The organism is Streptosporangium sp. NBC_01755 (assembly GCF_035917995.1).
GTDB lineage: Bacteria > Actinomycetota > Actinomycetes > Streptosporangiales > Streptosporangiaceae > Streptosporangium.
Genome location: NZ_CP109131.1, coordinates 2,507,763 through 2,525,292, shown reverse-complemented (window position 1 = coordinate 2,525,292; position 17,530 = coordinate 2,507,763). Strand labels below are relative to the sequence as shown.

Below are 17,530 nucleotides of genomic sequence, written 5' to 3'. Positions count from 1 at the left end.
GCCGTCCAGGGGCCGTCTCCGGGGCAGGGGCTTCGGGAGCACTCCGTTCGAGGCGGGCGGCGCCAAACCCGCTGGGTAGATCCTTTATCCGTTCTCTGACCTCTCCGTTACGCTCCGCGCTAGCCTCGGCACGTTCCGTATCCATCGGGTAAGGATTCGTGCCTGTGTCTGATAGTCCGTCACCTGCTCGGGTGGTTTTCCTGGGCGGCCTCGGCCGCAGCGGGACCACACTGCTGGAGCGCCTGCTCGGGGAGGTCCCCGGCATCGTGCCGCTCGGTGAGGTCGTCCACCTCTGGGCCAGGAGCGTGCTCGCGGACGAGGCCTGCGGATGCGGCGAGCCCTTCGGGGCCTGCCCCTTCTGGGACAAGGTCGGGATGCGCGCGTTCGGAGGCTGGTCGGCGGACCTGGCCCACCGGGTGATCGCGCTCAGGTCTCGTGTCGACCGCACCCGGCGCATCCCGACCCTGGCCAGGCTGCTGGCCGAGGAGCGGGCGGGCAACGGCAGGCGGCCGACGCCCGGCACCGCCGAGCTGGACGAGTACGTCGCCGTCCACCGCGATCTGTACGCCGCGGCGGGGGAGGTCGCCGACTGCCCGGTCGTGATCGACTCCAGCAAGCACGCCTCGCTGGCCTTCTGCCTCGCGGCGGCCGGGGTCGACGTCCACGTCGTGCACGTGGTCCGCGACCCCCGTGCGGTCGCGCACTCCTGGCGCAGGCGGGTCGAGCGTCCAGAGGACGGGCGGCCGATGACCCACTGGTCGCCCTCCCGGACCTCGCTGCACTGGCTGAGCGAGAACCTCAGCCTCGGACTCCTCGCCCGCAGGGGCGTCCCGGTCACCCTGGTCCGCTATGAGGACCTGCTCGGCGCCCCCGCCGACACGCTCAGGCGCCTGGTCGCCAGGATCGGTCTCTCCTGCCGCCTCGACTTCCTCTCGGGCAGCTGGGCGGAGCTCTCGACCGCGCACACGGCCTCGGGCAACCCCATGCGCTTCGCGACCGGCCGCACCGAGCTGACCAGGGACGACAGCTGGCGCGCCGCCGCGGGGTCCCGGCAGCTGCGCCTGGTCACCGCGCTGACCTGGCCGCTCATGATCAAGTACGGCTATCACAGGAGACTCGTGTGAACACATCGGTGGGTGTCGTCATCCCCACCCGGGGACACCGGCCCGACCAGCTGCGCGCGGCCACGCTCGCGGTGCTCGGCCAGGACCACTCCGGCCCCGTCGAGGTGGTCGTCGTCGTGGACGGCGGAGATCCGGCCTGGGTCGCCGACCAGGTGGCCGACCTCCTGGCCAGCCGGGCGCTGGCACCCGGTCGGCACGGGGCACCCTCCCGCGGGGTGCGGGTGATGGCCAACCGGCTCACCCCGGGCCTGCCCGGTGCCCGCAACACCGGCATCGCGGCCCTTGGCACCGATCTTGTCGCCTTCTGTGACGACGACGACCAGTGGCTGCCCGGCAAGGTCGCCGCCCAGGTCGCCGCGCTGGAGGCGGAGCCGGACGCCCGCTTCTCCAGCTGCGCCATCGAGGTCGAGTACGGTTCGCGTCGCATCCCCCGCCTGGCGGGGACCAGCCGCGTCACCTACCGTCACCTGGTGCGCTCGCGCATGGTGATGGTGCACTCCTCGACGTTCGTGTTCCGGCGCGGCGGGCTATGGGTGGACGAGAGCGCCCCCAAGGGCCAGAACGAGGACTGGGACCTGGCGCTGCGCGCCGCGGCCCAGCACCCCATCGTGCATGTCGACCGGCCCCTGGTCCGGGTGCGCTGGGGTGGCTCCTCGTACGTGGCCCGCTGGGCCGACCGGATCGCCGGGCTGCAGTGGATGCTCGCCCGGCACCCTGATCTGGCCGTGGATCCGCGCGGCGCGGCGCGGGTCTACGGTCAGCTCGCCTTCCACCACGCGGCCCTCGGCCAGCGGCGGGAGGCGGGCCGCTGGGCCTGGCGGGCGTTCACCGCCCGCCACGGCGAGCCCCGGGCACCCATCGCGCTCGCGGTGGCGGCCGGTCTGGTCCCCGCGCGGACCCTGCTCAGCGTCCTGCACCACCGAGGGCACGGCATCTGATGGCGCCCATCGCCGAGCGTCCGCGCGTGACAGTCCGCTACGGCCCGCAGGTCGCCCCGCCTCTGGCGGGTCAGGCCGTCGAACGCCTGCCGGTGCTCGCGCGCCACCGCTCGCAGGTCGCTCCGCCCACGCTGGGGCCGGCCGTCGAGCGCCCGTCAATGATCGCTCGCCACGATCTGGCCGTCGTTCCGCCGGAGGTGGGGCGGGCCGTCGATCGTGCGCGCGTGACCGCTCGCTACGACCCGCGGTCCGCCTCGTCCGTGACGGGGAAGGCCGCGGTCGCGGCCGCTCGTTATGCGGTGATGCCGATCCCGCCCAGCACCGACCACCGGTCCGCGACCACCGGGTACGATCCGGTGCCCGGCCTGCCCGGCCTGCCCGGCCTGCCCGGCCTGCCCGGCCTGCCCGGCCTGCCCGGCCTGCCCGGCCTGCCCGGCCTGCCCGGCCTGCCCGCCGTCGCCGGGCGGGCCGGGACGCCGGCCGCCAGGCGGGGGGCGGCGCAGGTCGCTCCCCGCCGGCGGCCCCGGCCGGACAAGGCCACCCGCAGACGCCTGCGCAGGCGCGTGCACGTGGCGGGCGTCGCGATCGACCCGATGACCGAGGGCGAGGTGGTCGACCACGTGGTCGCCGCGCTGAAACGCGGTGAAGGCGGCCACCTCGTCACCCCGAACGTCGACATCAGCCGGATCGTCGCTCGCGATGAGCGGGTCCGCGGGCTCGTCGAGGGCGCCGACCTCGTGCTGGCGGACGGCATGCCGCTGGTGTGGGCGGCGAGACTGCTCGGTACCCCACTCCCCGGCCGGGTCGCCGGCGCCGACCTGATCTGGTCCCTGTCGGAGGCCGCCGCCTTCTACCACCACCCCGTATACCTGCTGGGTGGTCCCGAGGGCGCGGCCGTGCAGGCGGCCCGCGAGCTGGTGGGCCGCCACCCGAAACTGATGATCGCCGGAGTCGACGCCCCGCCGTACGGGTTCGAGGACGACCCCGAGAGCTACGCCCGGGTGCGCGACGCCGTGATCGCCGCAGGACCCCGGTTGGTCTTCGTCGGGCTGGGCTTCCCCAAGCAGGAGCGGCTCATCGCCTCGCTCCGCCGGGACCTGCCGGGCACCTGGTTCATCGGCTGCGGCGCGGCGATCGCCTTCGCCGCGGGCACCGTCCGGCGGGCTCCGGCGTGGATGCGCAGAGGTGGCCTGGAGTGGCTCTTCCGGCTGACGCGGGAGCCGGGCAGGCTCGCCCGCCGTTATCTGGTCGACGACCTGCCGTACGCCCTCAGGCTCCTCGCGCTCTCTCTCCTTCGGGGCCTCTTCTCCTGAAAGACCGCCGACCGTCAGGAGGCCAGTTCCCTGACCCGGAGGGCCTCCTGTGGGCTCAGCCTGGTGTCGGCCTCGGCGAGGGCGCGGCGCGAGTCCATCGGCCGGTAGGCCGTGCGGGACAGGCCGCTCCAGGCGAAGCCGCCGCTGCTCGCGCCGGACGTGGCGGTGCTCGCACTGGACGTGGCGGTGCACGCGCGGCGGACGCGCTCCTCGGCGCGAGCCGACCACGTCAGGTCCGCCCACCCGTACAGGCGGCGAAAACCCGTCAGAGGGTCGCGGGCCAGGTCCTCGTAGCGGGCCAGGGTGATCTCGGGGTGCCGCTCGGCCAGGCGGGCGGCGGTGATCCCCGCCGCCCGCCACAGGGCCACGGCCTTGGCGATGCGGTCCTGGGAGCCGACCAGCGGGCGCAGTGCCTCCAGGTGGGGCTGGTCGCGCACCAGCAGCGGCTGTTCGAGTAGTTCGTGGAAGTAGACGGTCCAGCCGAGCCGCTGCCAGCTACCGACGAAAGCCACCGGGTCGCGAAGCAGGATGACAACCCGGCAGCCGAGCCGGTCGGCGAACCACCCGGCGGAGAACAGTGCGAACGGGTCGTCGAGCAGCGCGCGGCGACCGCCCAGCCGCCCCAGGGTGAACGCGGTGCCGTACCGGACCATCCGCGCCAGGTCGTACGGCGAGCGGTTGCGGCGTAGCTCGGCCCGGAACCCGTAGCGCAGCGCGACGGTGCGGGTGAAGGCGGGCAGCCAGGCACGCTCGTTGTCCGGGCAGATGTATTGGAAGCGGTGGCCGACCACGGAGTCGAGGACACCCGGGGAGCCGCCCGGCGGGTGCTCGGGGTTGAGCGGTTCGTTGACATAGACCAGCTCCCCGCTCGCCGCGAGCATCCTGCCCGTCCAGCTGGTCCCGGTCCTGGGCAGCCCGGTGACCAGCACGGGGGGCGGGGGGCTCATCAGGCTGCTCGCCACGGGCTCAGGGCGGCCAGGCTGTGCGCGCCGAAGGGCCGCAGGTCGTACCGGCGGTGGATGTGCCAGAGCGGCAGCAGGTTCTTGACCACCGTGCCCCCCGCCCAGCCGAGGGCGGCGCCGAGCGAGCCCAGGGAGGGGATCAGCAGCAGGTCCAGTACCGCGGTCGTCGCGATGGCGGCGGTCAGGTTGGCCAGGCTGGAGCCGGTGTGCCCGGCGGCGGTCAGCACCACGTCGGCCATCCCGCACGCGGTGGCGAGCGTCATCGTCGCGGCCAGCACGATCGCCACCGGTGCGCCGGAGGCGTAGCCGTCCCCGAAGACGGCTCCGAGCAGCCACGGAGCGAGCGCCGCGTACCCGAGCCAGACCGGCCAGGTCAGCAGGACCAGCCAGACGGTGGCCGACTGGTACAGCTTCCGGGCACGTGGCAGGTCGCCTTCGGCCAGGGCCCGCACCAGCCTCGGTTGGGTGGCCTGCGACAGGCCCTGGCCGGCCAGCTGACCCACGATCTTGAAACGGGTGGCGGCGGTGTACACGGCGGCCTCGGCCGGCCCGGCCAGCAACGCCACGATCACAATGTCCAGCCGCTGGAACACCGCCTGGATCCCGGCCGCCAGCGATCGGGGCCAGGTGTGGCGCCACAGGTCGTGCGCGGTGCCCGGCAGGTAGGGCGTCCGCGGCAGCCGCCGGCGCAACCAGACCGAGGCCAGCAACAGCACCGGCAGGTACGGCAGTGCCCAGGCCGCGACGAGCAGCGACACGGAATCGCGGCCCGCGAGCACCACCGCCGCGACCAGGGCGAGCTGGGCCACCGGCTGGAGCACGCCGTCCAGTAGCACGGTCGGCCGCATCGAGCCGAACCCTCGGGTCGCGCTCACCACGACGCCTGAGCAGGTCACCACGGGCAGAGCCACCGCCAGCACCCGCAGCTCGGGGTCGGAGGTGCTGAGGACGACCGCGCAGGCGGCCGCCAGCGAGAGTGACGCGACCGGGACGAGCGCCGCGCGGACGTAGCCGGAGGTGCAGCGGTATTCGAACGGCCGGGACCTGGCGATGAAGTAGACGAGCCCGTTCCCCGCGTCCAGCCGCAGGACCGTGGCGACCGCCAGGCACAGGGCGGTCGCCGAGAAGAAGACACCCGCCGTCTCCTGACCCACCCCCCTGGTGACCAGCACGACGGTCAGGAACTGGGCGGCGGCCCCGGCGCACGCTCCCAGCAGCCCCGCCACCCCGCTTCGCGTGACCCCGGTCAGACCCGCCAGACGGGTGAGGGTCAGCGGCGCCACGACGGCTCCCCGCCCAGCCATGAGGTCAGCAGGGTGTCCTGCTCCTTGAAGCGGTCCGACAGCTCGCGGCGGAGCCTGCGAGGCATCGGGGCGGGTCTGCTCCGGGAGTTGTGCTGTTCGAACACCGGATCGCCGAGGTGCGGCAGCCCGAGGAACGCCAGCACGCGGTCGTAGACGAGCTCCGGTTCGGCGAAGAACCGGCCGCTGTCGAGGACGAGCAGACGCTCCCTGCCGACCAGCGGCTCCAGCCGGGCGAGCTGCTCGGCGTAGCGGCCCCTGGCCAGGTAGGCGTGGTGGCGGTGGGCCGGGTTCGTCGAGTGCGGCGAGTCGCGCAGGGCTTGCGCCGCTCCGGCCAGCCGCTCCTCCTCCAGCTCCACGGCCCTGGCGAAGGACGGCTCCGTCTCGAAGCCCCTGGCCAGTTCGTGGGCGTGTGCGGAGAAGGCCCGCTCGACGGGGTCGCGGACCAGCACGATCAGCCTGGCGCCCGGCAGGTCGCGGGCGATACGGGGGCCGGCCAGGGGATGGAACAGGTAGTAGGGCGACGACTCGAAGGCCTGGGGCCGGCAACCGTACCTGCGGGTCAGCGCGGAGGCCGACACCTGTAGCGGAAAGTGCGCCCGGTACCAGGACAGGCCCCGGTCGTACGCCGTGTCGAAGTAGTGCACGCCCTTGCGCAGTACGGGTTTAAGGGCGAGCGGGTGCTGGGACAGGGCGCGGTACAGGGAGGTGGTGCCGCAGCGCTGCGCTCCGACGATGAGGAAGGAGGGCAGCACCCGGCTCCCCGAGGTGAGGCGCCCCAAGGTCCACGCGGCCGCGTGGACCGAACGCTTCAGCGCTGGTTTCACGGCGGGGTCTCCCGGGGGTCGGCGGCGGGGTTGGTCCGGGTGGTCCACGCGGCCGCGTGGACCGAACGCTTCAGCGCTGGTTTCAAAGCAGGGTCTCCTGGGAGTCGACGACGGGGTTGAGCCAGAGCTCGGGCGGTCCGAGGGGTGTGTGGCCGTCGGCCGCGTGCCGGTCGGCGAGCGTGATCAGGTAGCGGAGGGCGGTCAGCCGGGATTCGGAAGCCGACAGTCCGAACGGGGCCAGGACCCGCAGGGCCCGCGCCACGCAGGCTCTGGCGGCGGTGGCCGGATCGTCGCGGCGCAGGGTCCGCTGGAAGAAGTGGTGGACCGCGTCGAAGCCGAGCGGTACCCCGGTGCCGAACCGCTCCCAGTCCCAGACCAGCAGCCGCCCGTCGGGGCCCCGCGAGACGTTCCAGGGCGTCAGGTCCCCGTGCCAGGCGAACCCCCGTCCGGAGAGCGGCTCTGGCCGTACGGGTTTCCCGGCGGCCTGAGCGGAGGCTTCGAAGGCACGCGCTGCCGGGTGCGGGGTCACCCGGGTGGGGTTCCCGTGGATCGGGTTTCCGGGGGGCGCGCGGTCCGGGGCCGGGTCCGAGGGGATGTGGGCGATCTCGGCGATCGCGTCGGTGAGGACGACGCCGGGGATCCGCCCCCGTCGTACGGGGAGCGGGGTCAGCGCCAGCACGGACAGACCGCGCCAGGATCCGTGGTGCAGCACGGCGGGCGGGACGACCGTCTTCAGCGGCACGTCGGCGAGCAGGTCGAGCGTCCGCGCCTCGTGCGCGACGAGCTCCCGGGTCAGGTCGGTGTCGCCGACCTTCACGAAGGCGATCGGCCCGTCGGGGCCGCGTGCCTCCAGGATCGGCTTGCGGTTGGCGCGCAGGGCGGGGCGCACGCGCAGCGTGACGCGGACGGGAGCACCGAACACCTCGCTCAGATGGTTCTCGATGCCGTTTCGGCCGGACGGCACGATGAGCCTCCCGCCGGGGTGCCACCACGCGCGGGGGACCAGCCTGCGGGGGAGCAGCCGGTGGGGGAGCAGGGTGTAGGGCCTCGGTGCGCCGGGACCGGGGAACAGCAGGTCGATGGTCTCGTCGAGATAGCGCAGACGGGCGCGCGCGTCGTTCATGCGGCGGTGCTCGCCATCGAGTTCCTCCAGAGCAGCGCGAAGGAGATCAGATACAGGCTGAGCGGCGTGAACAGCCCGTCGTAGACGAACATGTAGAGCAGGGTGAGGATCATCACGAGGACCCCCGCCATGCCGATCGGGCTCCGGTCGCGCCAGTGGCGGCGGACGGCCCCGGCGAAGAACGCCACGTAGAGCGCGGCCCCGGTGAAGCCCTGCGTGATCATCAGGTACCAGAGCTGGCCGTCGCTCCCCAGCGGCGGGTGGCCGCAGGTGGGACACCAGCCGCTCCTGCCGGTGGTGATCGTCCGGTGGTTGCCCATGGCGTTTCTGGTGTTGCCGTAGCCGATGAGCGGTGAGGTGCCCGCGGCGGCGATGGTCGCCGACACGGTGAAGGCACGGATGTCGTTGCTGTGCGGGCGGTCCAGCCGCTGGGTCACCATCGCCTGCAGCGGGCTGAGGGCGAACACCAGCGTCCCCGCGGCCAGAGCCGAGCAGGCCGCGACGCGGGCCCGGGTGCCCAGGCGCACCAGGAGGTACGCGGCGGCGACGCCGAGCCCGATCCACAGGCCGCGGTTGAGCGAGTAGACGACGGGGATCGCGGCCAGAGCGGCCAGCGGGACCATGGCCAGGCGCCTGCGCGGGCCTCCGTACACCCACCAGCCGACCACGAACCAGACGAGCAGCACCGAGATGTTGCCGCCCCAGGCGTTGGCCCACTCGAAAGGCGCCTCCGGGCGGGGGGAGGCGTGACCGAGGACCTTCTGCATCTGGGCGGCGGTGGGATGGATCAGGTTGTGGACGAAGGGGTTGTCGCTGATCCAGCCGGGGAGGATCAGCTCGACCGGTGAGGTGAACTCGGCGCGTGGGGCGAGCACGCCCAGCAGGCCGCCCGCGACGGTCGTGACGAACAGCGCGCCGAGCATGCGCACCAGGGTGAGCTGGGGCAGCTCCTCCTCCGTCAGGTTGCCGAGGTAGAGCACCATGATCATCATTGAGAGGTAGAGGCAGAGTCGCATCAGGTAGCCGACGAGCCGCCCGGCGCCGAACTCGCCGTAGGTGTCCGGTGGCATCTCGCCGAGCATCAGCGCGCTGATCAGGTAGCCCGCCAGGAGCAGCAGCCAGAGCCCGAACCCGCGCGGCGCCCTGATCGGCCGCCTCCGCCAGAGGACCAGGGCCATCGCCGGGGCCACCGCGACCACCGACAGGCCGCCGAAACCGAGCGCCCACCAGAGCGGGTATCCCACCAGGAGCGCGGCGATCGGCCAGGCGGCCGGACGCAGCCCCCTCACAGCCGGCGTCCCCTCCGCCCGGCCGCGGCCTGCCGCCCGGGCGGAACGTTCCCATACGTCCCGGGCGCGACCATGGCGTCCGGGGCGCCGTGCGTTTCCGGTGTGGGCCGGTCACCGCCGGCCAGGCCCGCGAGGGGCCGTTCGGCTCTCCTGGAGCGCGCCGCGCCGGGCTGTGCCGCGGAGGAGATGTGCGGGGCCCGCGCGGCGCCGGCCGGGGGATCGGGCGAGAGGTCGTCGCCGCCGGTGACGAAGGCGCCGACCACGCGGACTCCACGGTCGTTCAGGGTCCGTACCGCACCTCTCACGTCGCGCGAGGAGGTGCCGGGCACGGCGACCACGAGCACCGCGCCCGCCAGGTGGCGCATCTCCTCGTCGCCGAGGGCGTCGAGGCCGGTCAGGCGCCTGACGTCGGCGGTGGTCCGCAGAGCGGTGTCGAGGCGGTCACGGAGCCAGGCGAGCCCGACCCCGCAGAGCAGTCCTGCCATGAGGCCGCTGCCCAGGTAGAGGGGCGGGCGGGGAGCGCTGGGGGTGGTGGGGGCCACCGCCTGGCTGATCACCGACCCGGGAGTGACGGCGACGGTCCTGAGGGCGTCGTACCTGGCGGTGAGGCTGTGGGCCTGGCGGCCGAGGACATCCCTCCGCTGGAGGGCGAGGGCCCGCTCCGTGGTGCCGCTGCTCAGGCCGGGAAGCGTGGTGGCGACCTTGGCGAGGCCCGCGTTGACCTGCCTGAGCTTGACCATCACGGCCTTGAGCTGGGCCGTGAGCATCTGGGTGGACGACTCGCGGCGCTGGGCCAGGTAGGCGAGGGCGTAGGCGCTCGCGCCCGAGGCGGCCGCCCTTGGGTCGGTGGCGGTGCAGGAGATCTCCAGGACCGAGGTGTTGGGCGGCACGGAGACCTCGGCGGGACAGCCAAGCTCGCCGGGCATTTCGCGGGCCTTCGCCGAGACCACCGCGGACCGGGCGATCTGGGCCTCGGTGTCGAGGTTGAGCGGTTCGCGCTGGCGGTTGGTGACCTGGTTGGTCTGCTCCTGCGAGCCGGTGGCGGTCACCAGGACCTGAGCGGAGGCGGTGTAGGAGGGCGGGGTGAGCCGTAGCAGGGCGGCGCCGCCACCGGCTCCGGTGAGGAGCAGGGAGCAGATGATCAGCCACCGGCGGCGGAGGAGCGACGCGTAGTCCGCCAGGTCTCCGCCTTCGCGGCGGGCGGGGACGTCCGGTGACGGGCTCATGTTTCGCGTGTGCCTCTCCGGCGAACAGGCGCTGGGAACTCTAGGAACTATAGGTCGGCTTTCCATTTCCCCGAACCGATACACAAGATTTTCTTCGCGCCGATCCTGCTAATCACGGTGAGATAACGGTTATTTATCCGACATTTCCTGTCGACCGCACCGGGGGTCCGGCATGGACCGGTAAAGTCGGGGACGAGGCACGTCCAGGCGGTGGGAAGGTGTTTCCCGGTGATGGTCGACGAATGCGTACGCGCGACAGCTGTGAGGAACCGGTGCATCGGACAAATGCCACTATGGACATAATTCCGCGTATGGTGAGAATCGCCGGTTCGGGTGTCGTCCTGCTGCTGGGACTGGGCGCTCTCGGACTGGGCATCGCTGGACTGAGCGGGCGTGGCCAGACCTCGAAAACCTCCGACGTCGCGAGCGCCCAGCAGGCGCCGGGCACGCCGGGCACCCAGCCGGGAGCGGGGAGTCCCGGCGCGTCGCGAACACCCCGGACGCCCGCGCGCGCGGCGGGCCCGACCGGCGAGCGTCCACGGGCCTCCTGCGAGGTCACCGGCAAACTCGTCCCCTCCTGCGGTGCCTGGTGGGGTGTCGCACCGGAGATCTTCACCGGGAGGCGTCCCGAGCGGGCGCTGGCCGGAGCCGAGAGGCGGATGGGCCGCCCGGCCGACATCATGCACGTCTACCACCGGGGAGACGAGCTCTTCCCGACCCCCGCGGAGCGCGCCATCGCCCGCGACCCCGACGGCCGCAGGCTCCTGCTGATCAACTGGAAGCCCTCCCTCGACCACACCTGGGAGCAGATCGCGCACGGCGCGCTGGACGAGCGGATCGACCGGCTGGCCGCCCACATCGTGCGGACCTTCCCGGAGAGGTTCTTCCTCACGATCCACCACGAGCCGGAGAACGACGTGCGGGAGGCCCGCGGCGCGGGAATGTCCGCGGCCGACTACGCGGCGATGTTCCGGCACGTGGTGCGACGCCTGCGGCACGGGGGCGTGACCAACGCCGTCACCGTGATGACCTACATGGGTGCGCCCAACTGGGCGTCAGAGCCCTGGTTCGAGAGGCTCTACCCCGGTGACGACGTGGTCGACTGGGTGGGGATGGACCCCTACGCCGACCACAGGGTCCACAGCTTCGACGGCCTGGTCAACAAGACCAGGCCCGACTTCCCCCGCTGGCCGGGGTTCTACCGCTGGATGAGCGAGCGCTTCCCGGGAAAACCCGTCATGGTCGCCGAGTGGGGCGTCTTCGAACGCCACGACCGGCCCGGGTTCAAGGAATGGTTCTTCGCCTCGGTACGCGAGGAGATCCGCGACTACCCGCAGATCAAGGCCCTGGTCTACTTCGACTCGCCACGCGCCCCCCGGGGGGACACCCGCTTCGACACCACACCCGGCGGGCGGCGGACCTTCGCCGAACTCGCCCGCGACCCGCACCTCAGCACCACCGTCCCCACAGGCTGACCCCGCAGTCTCCGCCGGGCCGGCTCCGCACCTCCCGGGCCGGCCCCGCAGTCCCCGCAGGCTGACCTCTCCGTCCCCCGCTCGTCCCCTCCCGGGCCGGCCCCGCCTTCCCCGCGGGCGCCACCCGGCCGTGCCGCGACGCCCTCGCGGGGCCGGGATCCGTCAGCGGATCCAGCCGCCCTGGATCAGCGGGTCGAGCACCTGGTGCACCGCCCGGTCCACGCTGATGTCCGTGGTGTCGATCTCCATGTCGGCGTCGTCCGGCTCCTCGTACGGGTCGGAGATGCCGGTGAACTCGGGAATGAGCCCCGCGCGGGCCTTGGCGTAGAGCCCCTTGCGGTCGCGGCGCTCGCACTCCGCCAGCGGGGTGGAGACGTGGACCAGCAGGAAGTCGGCGCCGACGGCCTCGACCATCGCGCGTACCTCCTCGCGGGTGGCGGCGTAGGGCGCTATGGGCGCGCAGATCGCCAGGCCGCCGTGCCTGGCGACCTCGGCGGCGACGAAGCCGATGCGGCGGATGTTGAGGTCGCGGTCCTTCTTGGAGAAGGTCAGCCCCGCCGACAGCAGGTGGCGCACCACGTCGCCGTCGAGATAGGTCACCGTGCGGCTGCCACGCTCAAGCAGCGCGTCGCGCAGCCCCCGGGCGACGGTCGACTTGCCGGAGCCCGACAGGCCGGTGAAGAAGATCACCAGCCCCCGCCGGTGCGGGGGGCCGGGGAGCGTCACGGGGTTCGGGCCGGCCAGGTGCTCGGTCGCGCCATAGGCCTCGGCCACCCGCTCGCGCAGCTCCAGGTCGATGGCGGGCTCCCTGGGCGCCAGCGGCACCACCGCCACGAGCGTGCCCTCGGGCAGTCCGTCACGGGCCCTGAGCGCGGCGCGGACCACCGCGGGCCCACCCTCGCCGTACGCCAGCGGGAGAAGCAGGATCGACGCCTTCAGCTCCTGCGCGGTCGCCACGATCTCGCCGAGGTCGCCCAGCGGCCCGCGCATGGTGACGGCCAGAACCGCCTCCCGCTCGCCCACCTCCTCGCGGACCCGCGCCGGGGGGCGGCGGAGCCGGGCGAACGGCCCGTGCTCGGGGGAGTCCAGGGCCTCGACTCCTCCGGCGGTGAAGCCGTCCTCGCGCCCGGTGACGGTCAGCACGGCCAGTGCCGCACCCTCGGGGTCGCGCAGGGTGATCCGGTCGCCGGGGGCGGCGGGGTGGTCGCCGGGCAGCGTGAGGGTGACCGGCGCGGGCCATGGCGTGCCGTCGACGAGCGTGCCGGACTCGTCCACGGAGTGCGCGTCAGCCGAGCTCATGAAGCCCGTCAGCGGGCTGAAGGCGCCGGAGAGCAGCAGTTCGAGGTCGGCCAGCTCACGGGCGTCGGGGGTCCACTCGAAAGGCGCCGTCATCTGCTCCCGCTCCACAATCCCGATCGTCGGACTTTCCGGTCCCGGCTGCTCAGGATGGGCGCTCCGGCCGGTGAACCCCGACCCCACCGCCCCGGCGAATCTCAGATCAGCCGGGCGAAATGGCTCTGGGGCTTGCGGATCACCATGGTTATCTCGTCGTGAGACGCGGGCCGGCGTCCTCTGGAGAGGACCTCCACCACCGAGCAGGCGGCGCGGGCAAGCTTACCGAGAGGTCCGTTGAGCGCGGGCCCGCTGTTGGCGGAGATGTCCTCCGTCACCATCAGCCCGCGCACCAGGCAGAAGGAGTGCATCCCCTCGCGCGAGGCGATCTGCTCGTAGACGGCGGGCAGCGGGCCCACCGTCCCCGAGGGGGCGAACCTGCGCCACAGCATCCGCCGCAGTCTCGACGGCGCCAGCCGGTCGCAGGCCCCGTACGCCGAGGCTCGGTCACGCATCCTGACCAGCAGCAGCCCGCCGGGGCGCAGACCGGTGAGCAGCCGGTCGAGCACCAGTTCCGAGTGCTCGATCCGCTCAAGCAGGAACGGCACGTAGACGACGTCGAACGCCCGCGGCGGCACCGGTACGGAGCGCAGGTCGCCCAGCGCCCACGAGTCCAGATCCTTGCGGGCGGACGTGCTCTTGCGCAACGCGGGCAGGTCCTCGTCGATCCCGATGACCCTGGCCTCCGTCTGCGCCAGATCGAGCGGCTCCGGCCATCCGCACCCGGCGATCAGGACATCGAGCCGCCGACCGAGCTGGCTGGTCCACTGCTCCCTGACCCGCTGACTCAACAGGTCGTCTCGATCGACGACCGACCTCACCTCTGACATATAACCGAGAGTAGTCAACCCAGCACGATTCATCGCGCATTTACCACTCCTTGCGAGGTCGTGCGCCAGGGCAAGTAGCCTTGACCTGGTACCCCCCGTGTCTGCACGGCTCGGGGCTGTCGTGTTGCCGTCGTGGGGCTGTGGGCGAATCTGATGAGTCTTTCCGGACTTCTGGACCTTGTCGCCGGGGAGCCTGAGCTGGCTTCCCTTCTTCGGGATGTGCGCGAGGGCGACTCGTCCGACGTGTCGCTGGTCGCGCCGCCGGCGCTCCGTCCCTTCGCGGTGGCCGCGCTGGCCAGGGAGGGGGCCAAGGGGGCGGCCAGGACCGTCCTCGCGGTGACCGCGACCGGTCGCGAGGCCGAGGATCTCGCCTCGGCCCTCACCAGCCTCCTGAACGAGAGCACCGTCGCGGTCTTCCCCGCGTGGGAGACGCTTCCGCACGAGCGCCTGTCGCCGCGCAGCGACACCGTGGGCCAGCGCCTGGCGGTGCTGCGCAGGCTGGCCCACCCGGTCGAGGGCGATCTCTCGGCCGGCCCGCTGCACGTGGTCGTCGCGCCGATCAGGGCGCTGCTCCAGCCGATCGTGCGCGGCCTGGGCGACCTGCAACCGGTGCGGCTGCGCGCCGGGGACGACGCCGACCTCGACAGCGTCGTGCACAGCCTGGTGGAGAACGGCTACCACCGGGTCGACATGGTGGAGAAGCGCGGGGAGGTCGCGGTCAGGGGCGGGCTGCTCGACGTCTTCCCGCCGACCCAGGAGCACCCGCTCCGGCTGGAGTTCTGGGGCGACACCGTCGAGGAGATCCGCTGGTTCAAGGTCGCCGACCAGCGCTCGCTGGAGGTGGCCGAGGACGGGCTGTTCGCCGCCCCCTGCCGGGAGCTGCTGCTGACCGCCGAGGTCAGGGAGAGGGCGAGGCGGCTGGCCGAGGCGCACCCCTCGCTGGCCGAGGTCCTGGCGCAGCTGGCCGAGGGCGTGCCGATGGAGGGCATGGAGGCGTTCGCGCCGGTGCTCGCCGGAGAGATGGACCTGCTCGTCGACCACCTGGGGGAACAGGCGGCGATCTTCGTGTGCGACCCGGAGCGCATCCGCGGGCGCGCGGACGAGCTGGTGCGGACCAGTCAGGAGTTCCTGGAGGCGTCCTGGATCAACGCGGCGTCAGGCGGCGAGGCGCCGATCGACCTGGGCGAGGCGGCGTTCCGCACCCTGGAGGAGATCCGCGACCACGCGCGGCAGCTCGGCCAGCCATGGTGGTCGCTCGCGCCGTTCGGCGTGGAGAGCGAGACCGGCGGCGCTCGGGGCGGGGGGCCGGACGGCGGGCTGGTGCTCGGGGCGCGCGAGGCCGAGGCATACCGGGGCGACACCCAGCGGGCGCTGTCGGACATCAAGGGCTGGCTCGACTCCGAGCGGGTGGTCGTCCTGCTGAGCGAGGGCCACGGCCCCGCCGAGCGCATGGTCGAGCTGCTCAAGGGCGTCGACCTGCCCGCGCGCCTGGAGCCGGACCTTGAGCGGATCCCCGACCCCAAGGTCGTCCACGTCACCACCGGCCTGGTCGAGCACGGGTTCGTCACCCCGTCGCTGGCCGTGCTGACCCACCTCGACCTGGTCGGCCAGAAGGCGTCGACCAAGGACATGCGGCGGTTGCCGTCCCGGCGCCGCAACATGGTCGACCCGCTCCAGCTCAAGGTCGGCGACAACGTCGTGCACGAGCAGCACGGCGTGGGCCGCTACGTCGAGATGGTGCAGCGCACCGTGCAGGGCGCCACCCGCGAATACCTGGTGATCGAGTACGCCAGGGGCGACCGGCTCTACGTGCCGACCGACCAGCTCGACGAGGTCACCCGCTACGTCGGGGGCGAGTCGCCCACGCTCAACCGGATGGGCGGCGCAGACTGGGCCAAGGCCAAGACCAAGGCCAAGAAGGCGGTCAAGGAGATCGCCGGAGAGCTGATCCGCCTGTACTCCGCCCGGATGGCCTCACCGGGACACGCGTTCGCGCCCGACAGCCCGTGGCAGCGCGAGATGGAGGACGCCTTCCCCTACGCCGAGACCGGCGACCAGCTTGAGGCCATCGACGAGGTCAAGCGCGACATGGAGCGCCCGATCCCGATGGACCGGCTGATCTGCGGCGACGTGGGCTACGGCAAGACCGAGATCGCGGTGCGGGCGGCGTTCAAGGCGGTGCAGGACGGCAAGCAGGTGGCCGTCCTGGTGCCGACCACGCTGCTGGTGCAGCAGCACATGTCGACCTTCGCCGAGCGGTTCTCCGGATTCCCGCTCAATGTCAGGCCGATGTCGCGGTTCCAGAGCGACGGCGAGGTCAGCGCCACCTTGGAGGGGCTGCGCGAGGGATCGGTCGACGTGGTGATCGGCACGCACCGGCTGTTCTCGTCCGAGGTCGGGTTCAAGCAGCTCGGCCTGATCATCATCGACGAGGAGCAGCGGTTCGGTGTCGAGCACAAGGAGGCCATGAAGCACATGCGCACCCAGGTCGACGTGCTGGCCATGTCCGCGACCCCGATCCCCCGCACGCTGGAGATGGGACTCACCGGCATCAGGGAGATGTCCACGATCCTCACCCCGCCCGAGGAGCGGCACCCGATCCTCACCTTCGTCGGCCCGTACGACGAGAAGCAGATCGGTGCCGCGGTCCGGCGCGAGCTGATGCGTGACGGCCAGATCTTCTTCGTCCACAACCGGGTGGCCAGCATCAACAAGGTCGCGGCCATGCTGCGCGAGCTCGTGCCCGAGGCCAGGGTCGCCGTCGCGCACGGCCAGATGCAGGAGCACCAGCTGGAGAAGATCATGGTGGGCTTCTGGGAGCGCGACTTCGACGTGCTGGTCTGCACCACGATCGTCGAGTCGGGCCTGGACGTGCCCAACGCCAACACCCTGATCGTCGACCGGGCCGACAACTACGGCCTCTCCCAGCTCCACCAGTTGCGCGGCCGGGTCGGCCGGGGCCGCGAGCGCGGCTACGCCTACTTCCTGTACCCGCCGGAGAAGCCGCTCACCGAGACCGCCCACGAGCGTCTGGCCACCATCTCCCAGCACACGGAGATGGGCGCGGGCATGTACGTGGCGATGAAGGACCTGGAGATCCGCGGCGCGGGCAACATCCTGGGGGCGGAGCAGTCGGGCTTCATCGCGGGTGTCGGCTTCGACCTGTACGTGCGGATGATGGCCGAGGCGGTGCAGGAGCAGAAGGCCAAGCTGGCCGGCACCTACCAGGAGGACGAGCGGCCCGACGTCAAGGTCGAGTTGCCGATCAACGCCCACATCCCGCATGACTACGTCACCTCCGAGCGACTGCGCCTGGAGGCGTACAGGCGGATCGCCGCGATCGGTTCCGACTCCGACATCGGCGCGGTGCGCGACGAGCTCGTCGACCGGTACGGACGACCGCCCCAGCAGGTGGAGAATCTACTGGAGGTCGCCCGCTTCCGGATCCGAGCTCGCCGTGCCGGGCTCACCGACGTCACCCTGCAGGGCCAGAACATCAAGTTCGCGCCGGTGGAGCTGAAGGACTCCCAGCAGGTCAGGCTCCAGAGGCTGTACCCGAAGGCGCTGCTGAAGCAGGCGGCGGGTACGTTGCTGGTGCCCGTGCCCAAGACCAGGCCCCTCGGCGGTCAGCCGTTGCGCGATCTGGATCTGCTCAAGTGGTGCGGCGATCTCGTCGAGGCGATGTTCCTCGAAACCGCGCGGGTAGAGTAAGCACGTTTGTCGTGAAGGG

Annotated in this window: 13 protein-coding genes; 5 read left to right on the top strand and 8 right to left on the bottom strand. The window is 72.3% G+C overall.

The window, feature by feature from the left end; translation table 11 throughout:
• Positions 1-164 precede the first annotated feature (164 nt).
• From OG884_RS11510 to OG884_RS11500, 3 genes are read left to right on the top strand one after another with little or no spacing between them, the layout of a single operon-like run.
• Positions 165-1,124 (top strand): sulfotransferase, encoded by a 960-nt coding sequence (locus OG884_RS11510; RefSeq protein WP_326644875.1) that lies wholly within the window; start codon positions 165-167, stop codon positions 1,122-1,124.
• Positions 1,121-2,062 (top strand): glycosyltransferase family 2 protein, encoded by a 942-nt coding sequence (locus OG884_RS11505; protein ID WP_326644873.1) that lies wholly within the window; start codon positions 1,121-1,123, stop codon positions 2,060-2,062. The genes OG884_RS11510 and OG884_RS11505 overlap by 4 nt, the downstream gene beginning before the upstream one ends.
• 26 nt (positions 2,063-2,088) lie before the next feature.
• Entirely contained in the window at positions 2,089-3,375 is a 1,287-nt protein-coding gene (locus OG884_RS11500; RefSeq protein WP_326644871.1) for a WecB/TagA/CpsF family glycosyltransferase, read from the top strand.
• Between the two features lie 14 nt (positions 3,376-3,389).
• Here the strand turns inward: OG884_RS11500 and OG884_RS11495 are convergent, their stop codons facing one another.
• The 6 genes from OG884_RS11495 to OG884_RS11470 all read right to left on the bottom strand — a co-directional run bounded on the left by OG884_RS11495 (position 3,390) and on the right by OG884_RS11470 (position 10,103).
• The gene (locus OG884_RS11495) at positions 3,390-4,322 is read right to left on the bottom strand and encodes a sulfotransferase (RefSeq protein ID WP_326644870.1); all 933 of its coding nucleotides are present in this window, start codon (positions 4,320-4,322) and stop codon (positions 3,390-3,392) included.
• Positions 4,322-5,620, bottom strand: coding sequence for a lipopolysaccharide biosynthesis protein (locus OG884_RS11490; RefSeq protein ID WP_326644869.1), 1,299 nt, complete (start codon positions 5,618-5,620; stop codon positions 4,322-4,324). Before OG884_RS11490 ends, OG884_RS11495 begins: the two co-directional genes overlap by 1 nt.
• Positions 5,608-6,465 (bottom strand): sulfotransferase family protein, encoded by an 858-nt coding sequence (locus OG884_RS11485; RefSeq protein WP_326644867.1) that lies wholly within the window; start codon positions 6,463-6,465, stop codon positions 5,608-5,610. The genes OG884_RS11490 and OG884_RS11485 overlap by 13 nt, the downstream gene beginning before the upstream one ends.
• 82 nt (positions 6,466-6,547) lie before the next feature.
• Positions 6,548-7,588: a hypothetical protein gene (locus tag OG884_RS11480; RefSeq protein WP_326644865.1), complete on the bottom strand. Its 1,041-nt coding sequence runs from the start codon at positions 7,586-7,588 to the stop codon at positions 6,548-6,550.
• Positions 7,585-8,877, bottom strand: coding sequence for an O-antigen ligase family protein (locus OG884_RS11475; RefSeq protein ID WP_326644863.1), 1,293 nt, complete (start codon positions 8,875-8,877; stop codon positions 7,585-7,587). The genes OG884_RS11480 and OG884_RS11475 overlap by 4 nt, the downstream gene beginning before the upstream one ends.
• The gene (locus OG884_RS11470) at positions 8,874-10,103 is read right to left on the bottom strand and encodes a YveK family protein (protein ID WP_326644861.1); all 1,230 of its coding nucleotides are present in this window, start codon (positions 10,101-10,103) and stop codon (positions 8,874-8,876) included. The genes OG884_RS11475 and OG884_RS11470 overlap by 4 nt, the downstream gene beginning before the upstream one ends.
• Positions 10,104-10,414: 311 nt before the next feature.
• Between OG884_RS11470 and OG884_RS11465 the strand changes: the two genes are divergently transcribed.
• On the top strand, positions 10,415-11,578 hold the full coding sequence (locus OG884_RS11465) for a glycoside hydrolase family 26 protein (RefSeq protein ID WP_326644859.1): 1,164 nt from the start codon (positions 10,415-10,417) through the stop codon (positions 11,576-11,578).
• A 162-nt stretch (positions 11,579-11,740) separates the two neighbouring features.
• Here the strand turns inward: OG884_RS11465 and cysC are convergent, their stop codons facing one another.
• A complete protein-coding gene (gene cysC, locus OG884_RS11460) occupies positions 11,741-12,970 on the bottom strand; it encodes an adenylyl-sulfate kinase (RefSeq protein WP_326644858.1) in 1,230 nt (409 codons plus the stop codon).
• Positions 12,971-13,071: 101 nt separating this feature from the next.
• Positions 13,072-13,800: a class I SAM-dependent methyltransferase gene (locus OG884_RS11455; protein WP_326644857.1), complete on the bottom strand. Its 729-nt coding sequence runs from the start codon at positions 13,798-13,800 to the stop codon at positions 13,072-13,074.
• Positions 13,801-13,953: 153 nt separating this feature from the next.
• On the opposite strand from OG884_RS11455, the gene mfd reads away from it, so the two are divergent.
• Positions 13,954-17,511 (top strand): transcription-repair coupling factor, encoded by a 3,558-nt coding sequence (gene mfd, locus OG884_RS11450; RefSeq protein WP_326644856.1) that lies wholly within the window; start codon positions 13,954-13,956, stop codon positions 17,509-17,511.
• Positions 17,512-17,530: the final 19 nt, after the last annotated feature.

Bases quoted from the DNA above. Each gene is read 5' to 3' on its own strand.
- OG884_RS11495 (WP_326644870.1), bottom strand. From the start codon at position 4,322: ATGAGCCCCCCGCCCCCCGTGCTGGTCACCGGGCTGCCCAGGACCGGG.
- OG884_RS11480 (WP_326644865.1), bottom strand. From the start codon at position 7,588: ATGAACGACGCGCGCGCCCGTCTGCGCTATCTCGACGAGACCATCGAC.
- OG884_RS11470 (WP_326644861.1), bottom strand. From the start codon at position 10,103: ATGAGCCCGTCACCGGACGTCCCCGCCCGCCGCGAAGGCGGAGACCTG.
- OG884_RS11465 (WP_326644859.1), top strand. From the start codon at position 10,415: ATGGTGAGAATCGCCGGTTCGGGTGTCGTCCTGCTGCTGGGACTGGGC.
- cysC (WP_326644858.1), bottom strand. From the start codon at position 12,970: ATGACGGCGCCTTTCGAGTGGACCCCCGACGCCCGTGAGCTGGCCGAC.
- OG884_RS11455 (WP_326644857.1), bottom strand. From the start codon at position 13,800: ATGTCAGAGGTGAGGTCGGTCGTCGATCGAGACGACCTGTTGAGTCAG.
- mfd (WP_326644856.1), top strand. From the start codon at position 13,954: ATGAGTCTTTCCGGACTTCTGGACCTTGTCGCCGGGGAGCCTGAGCTG.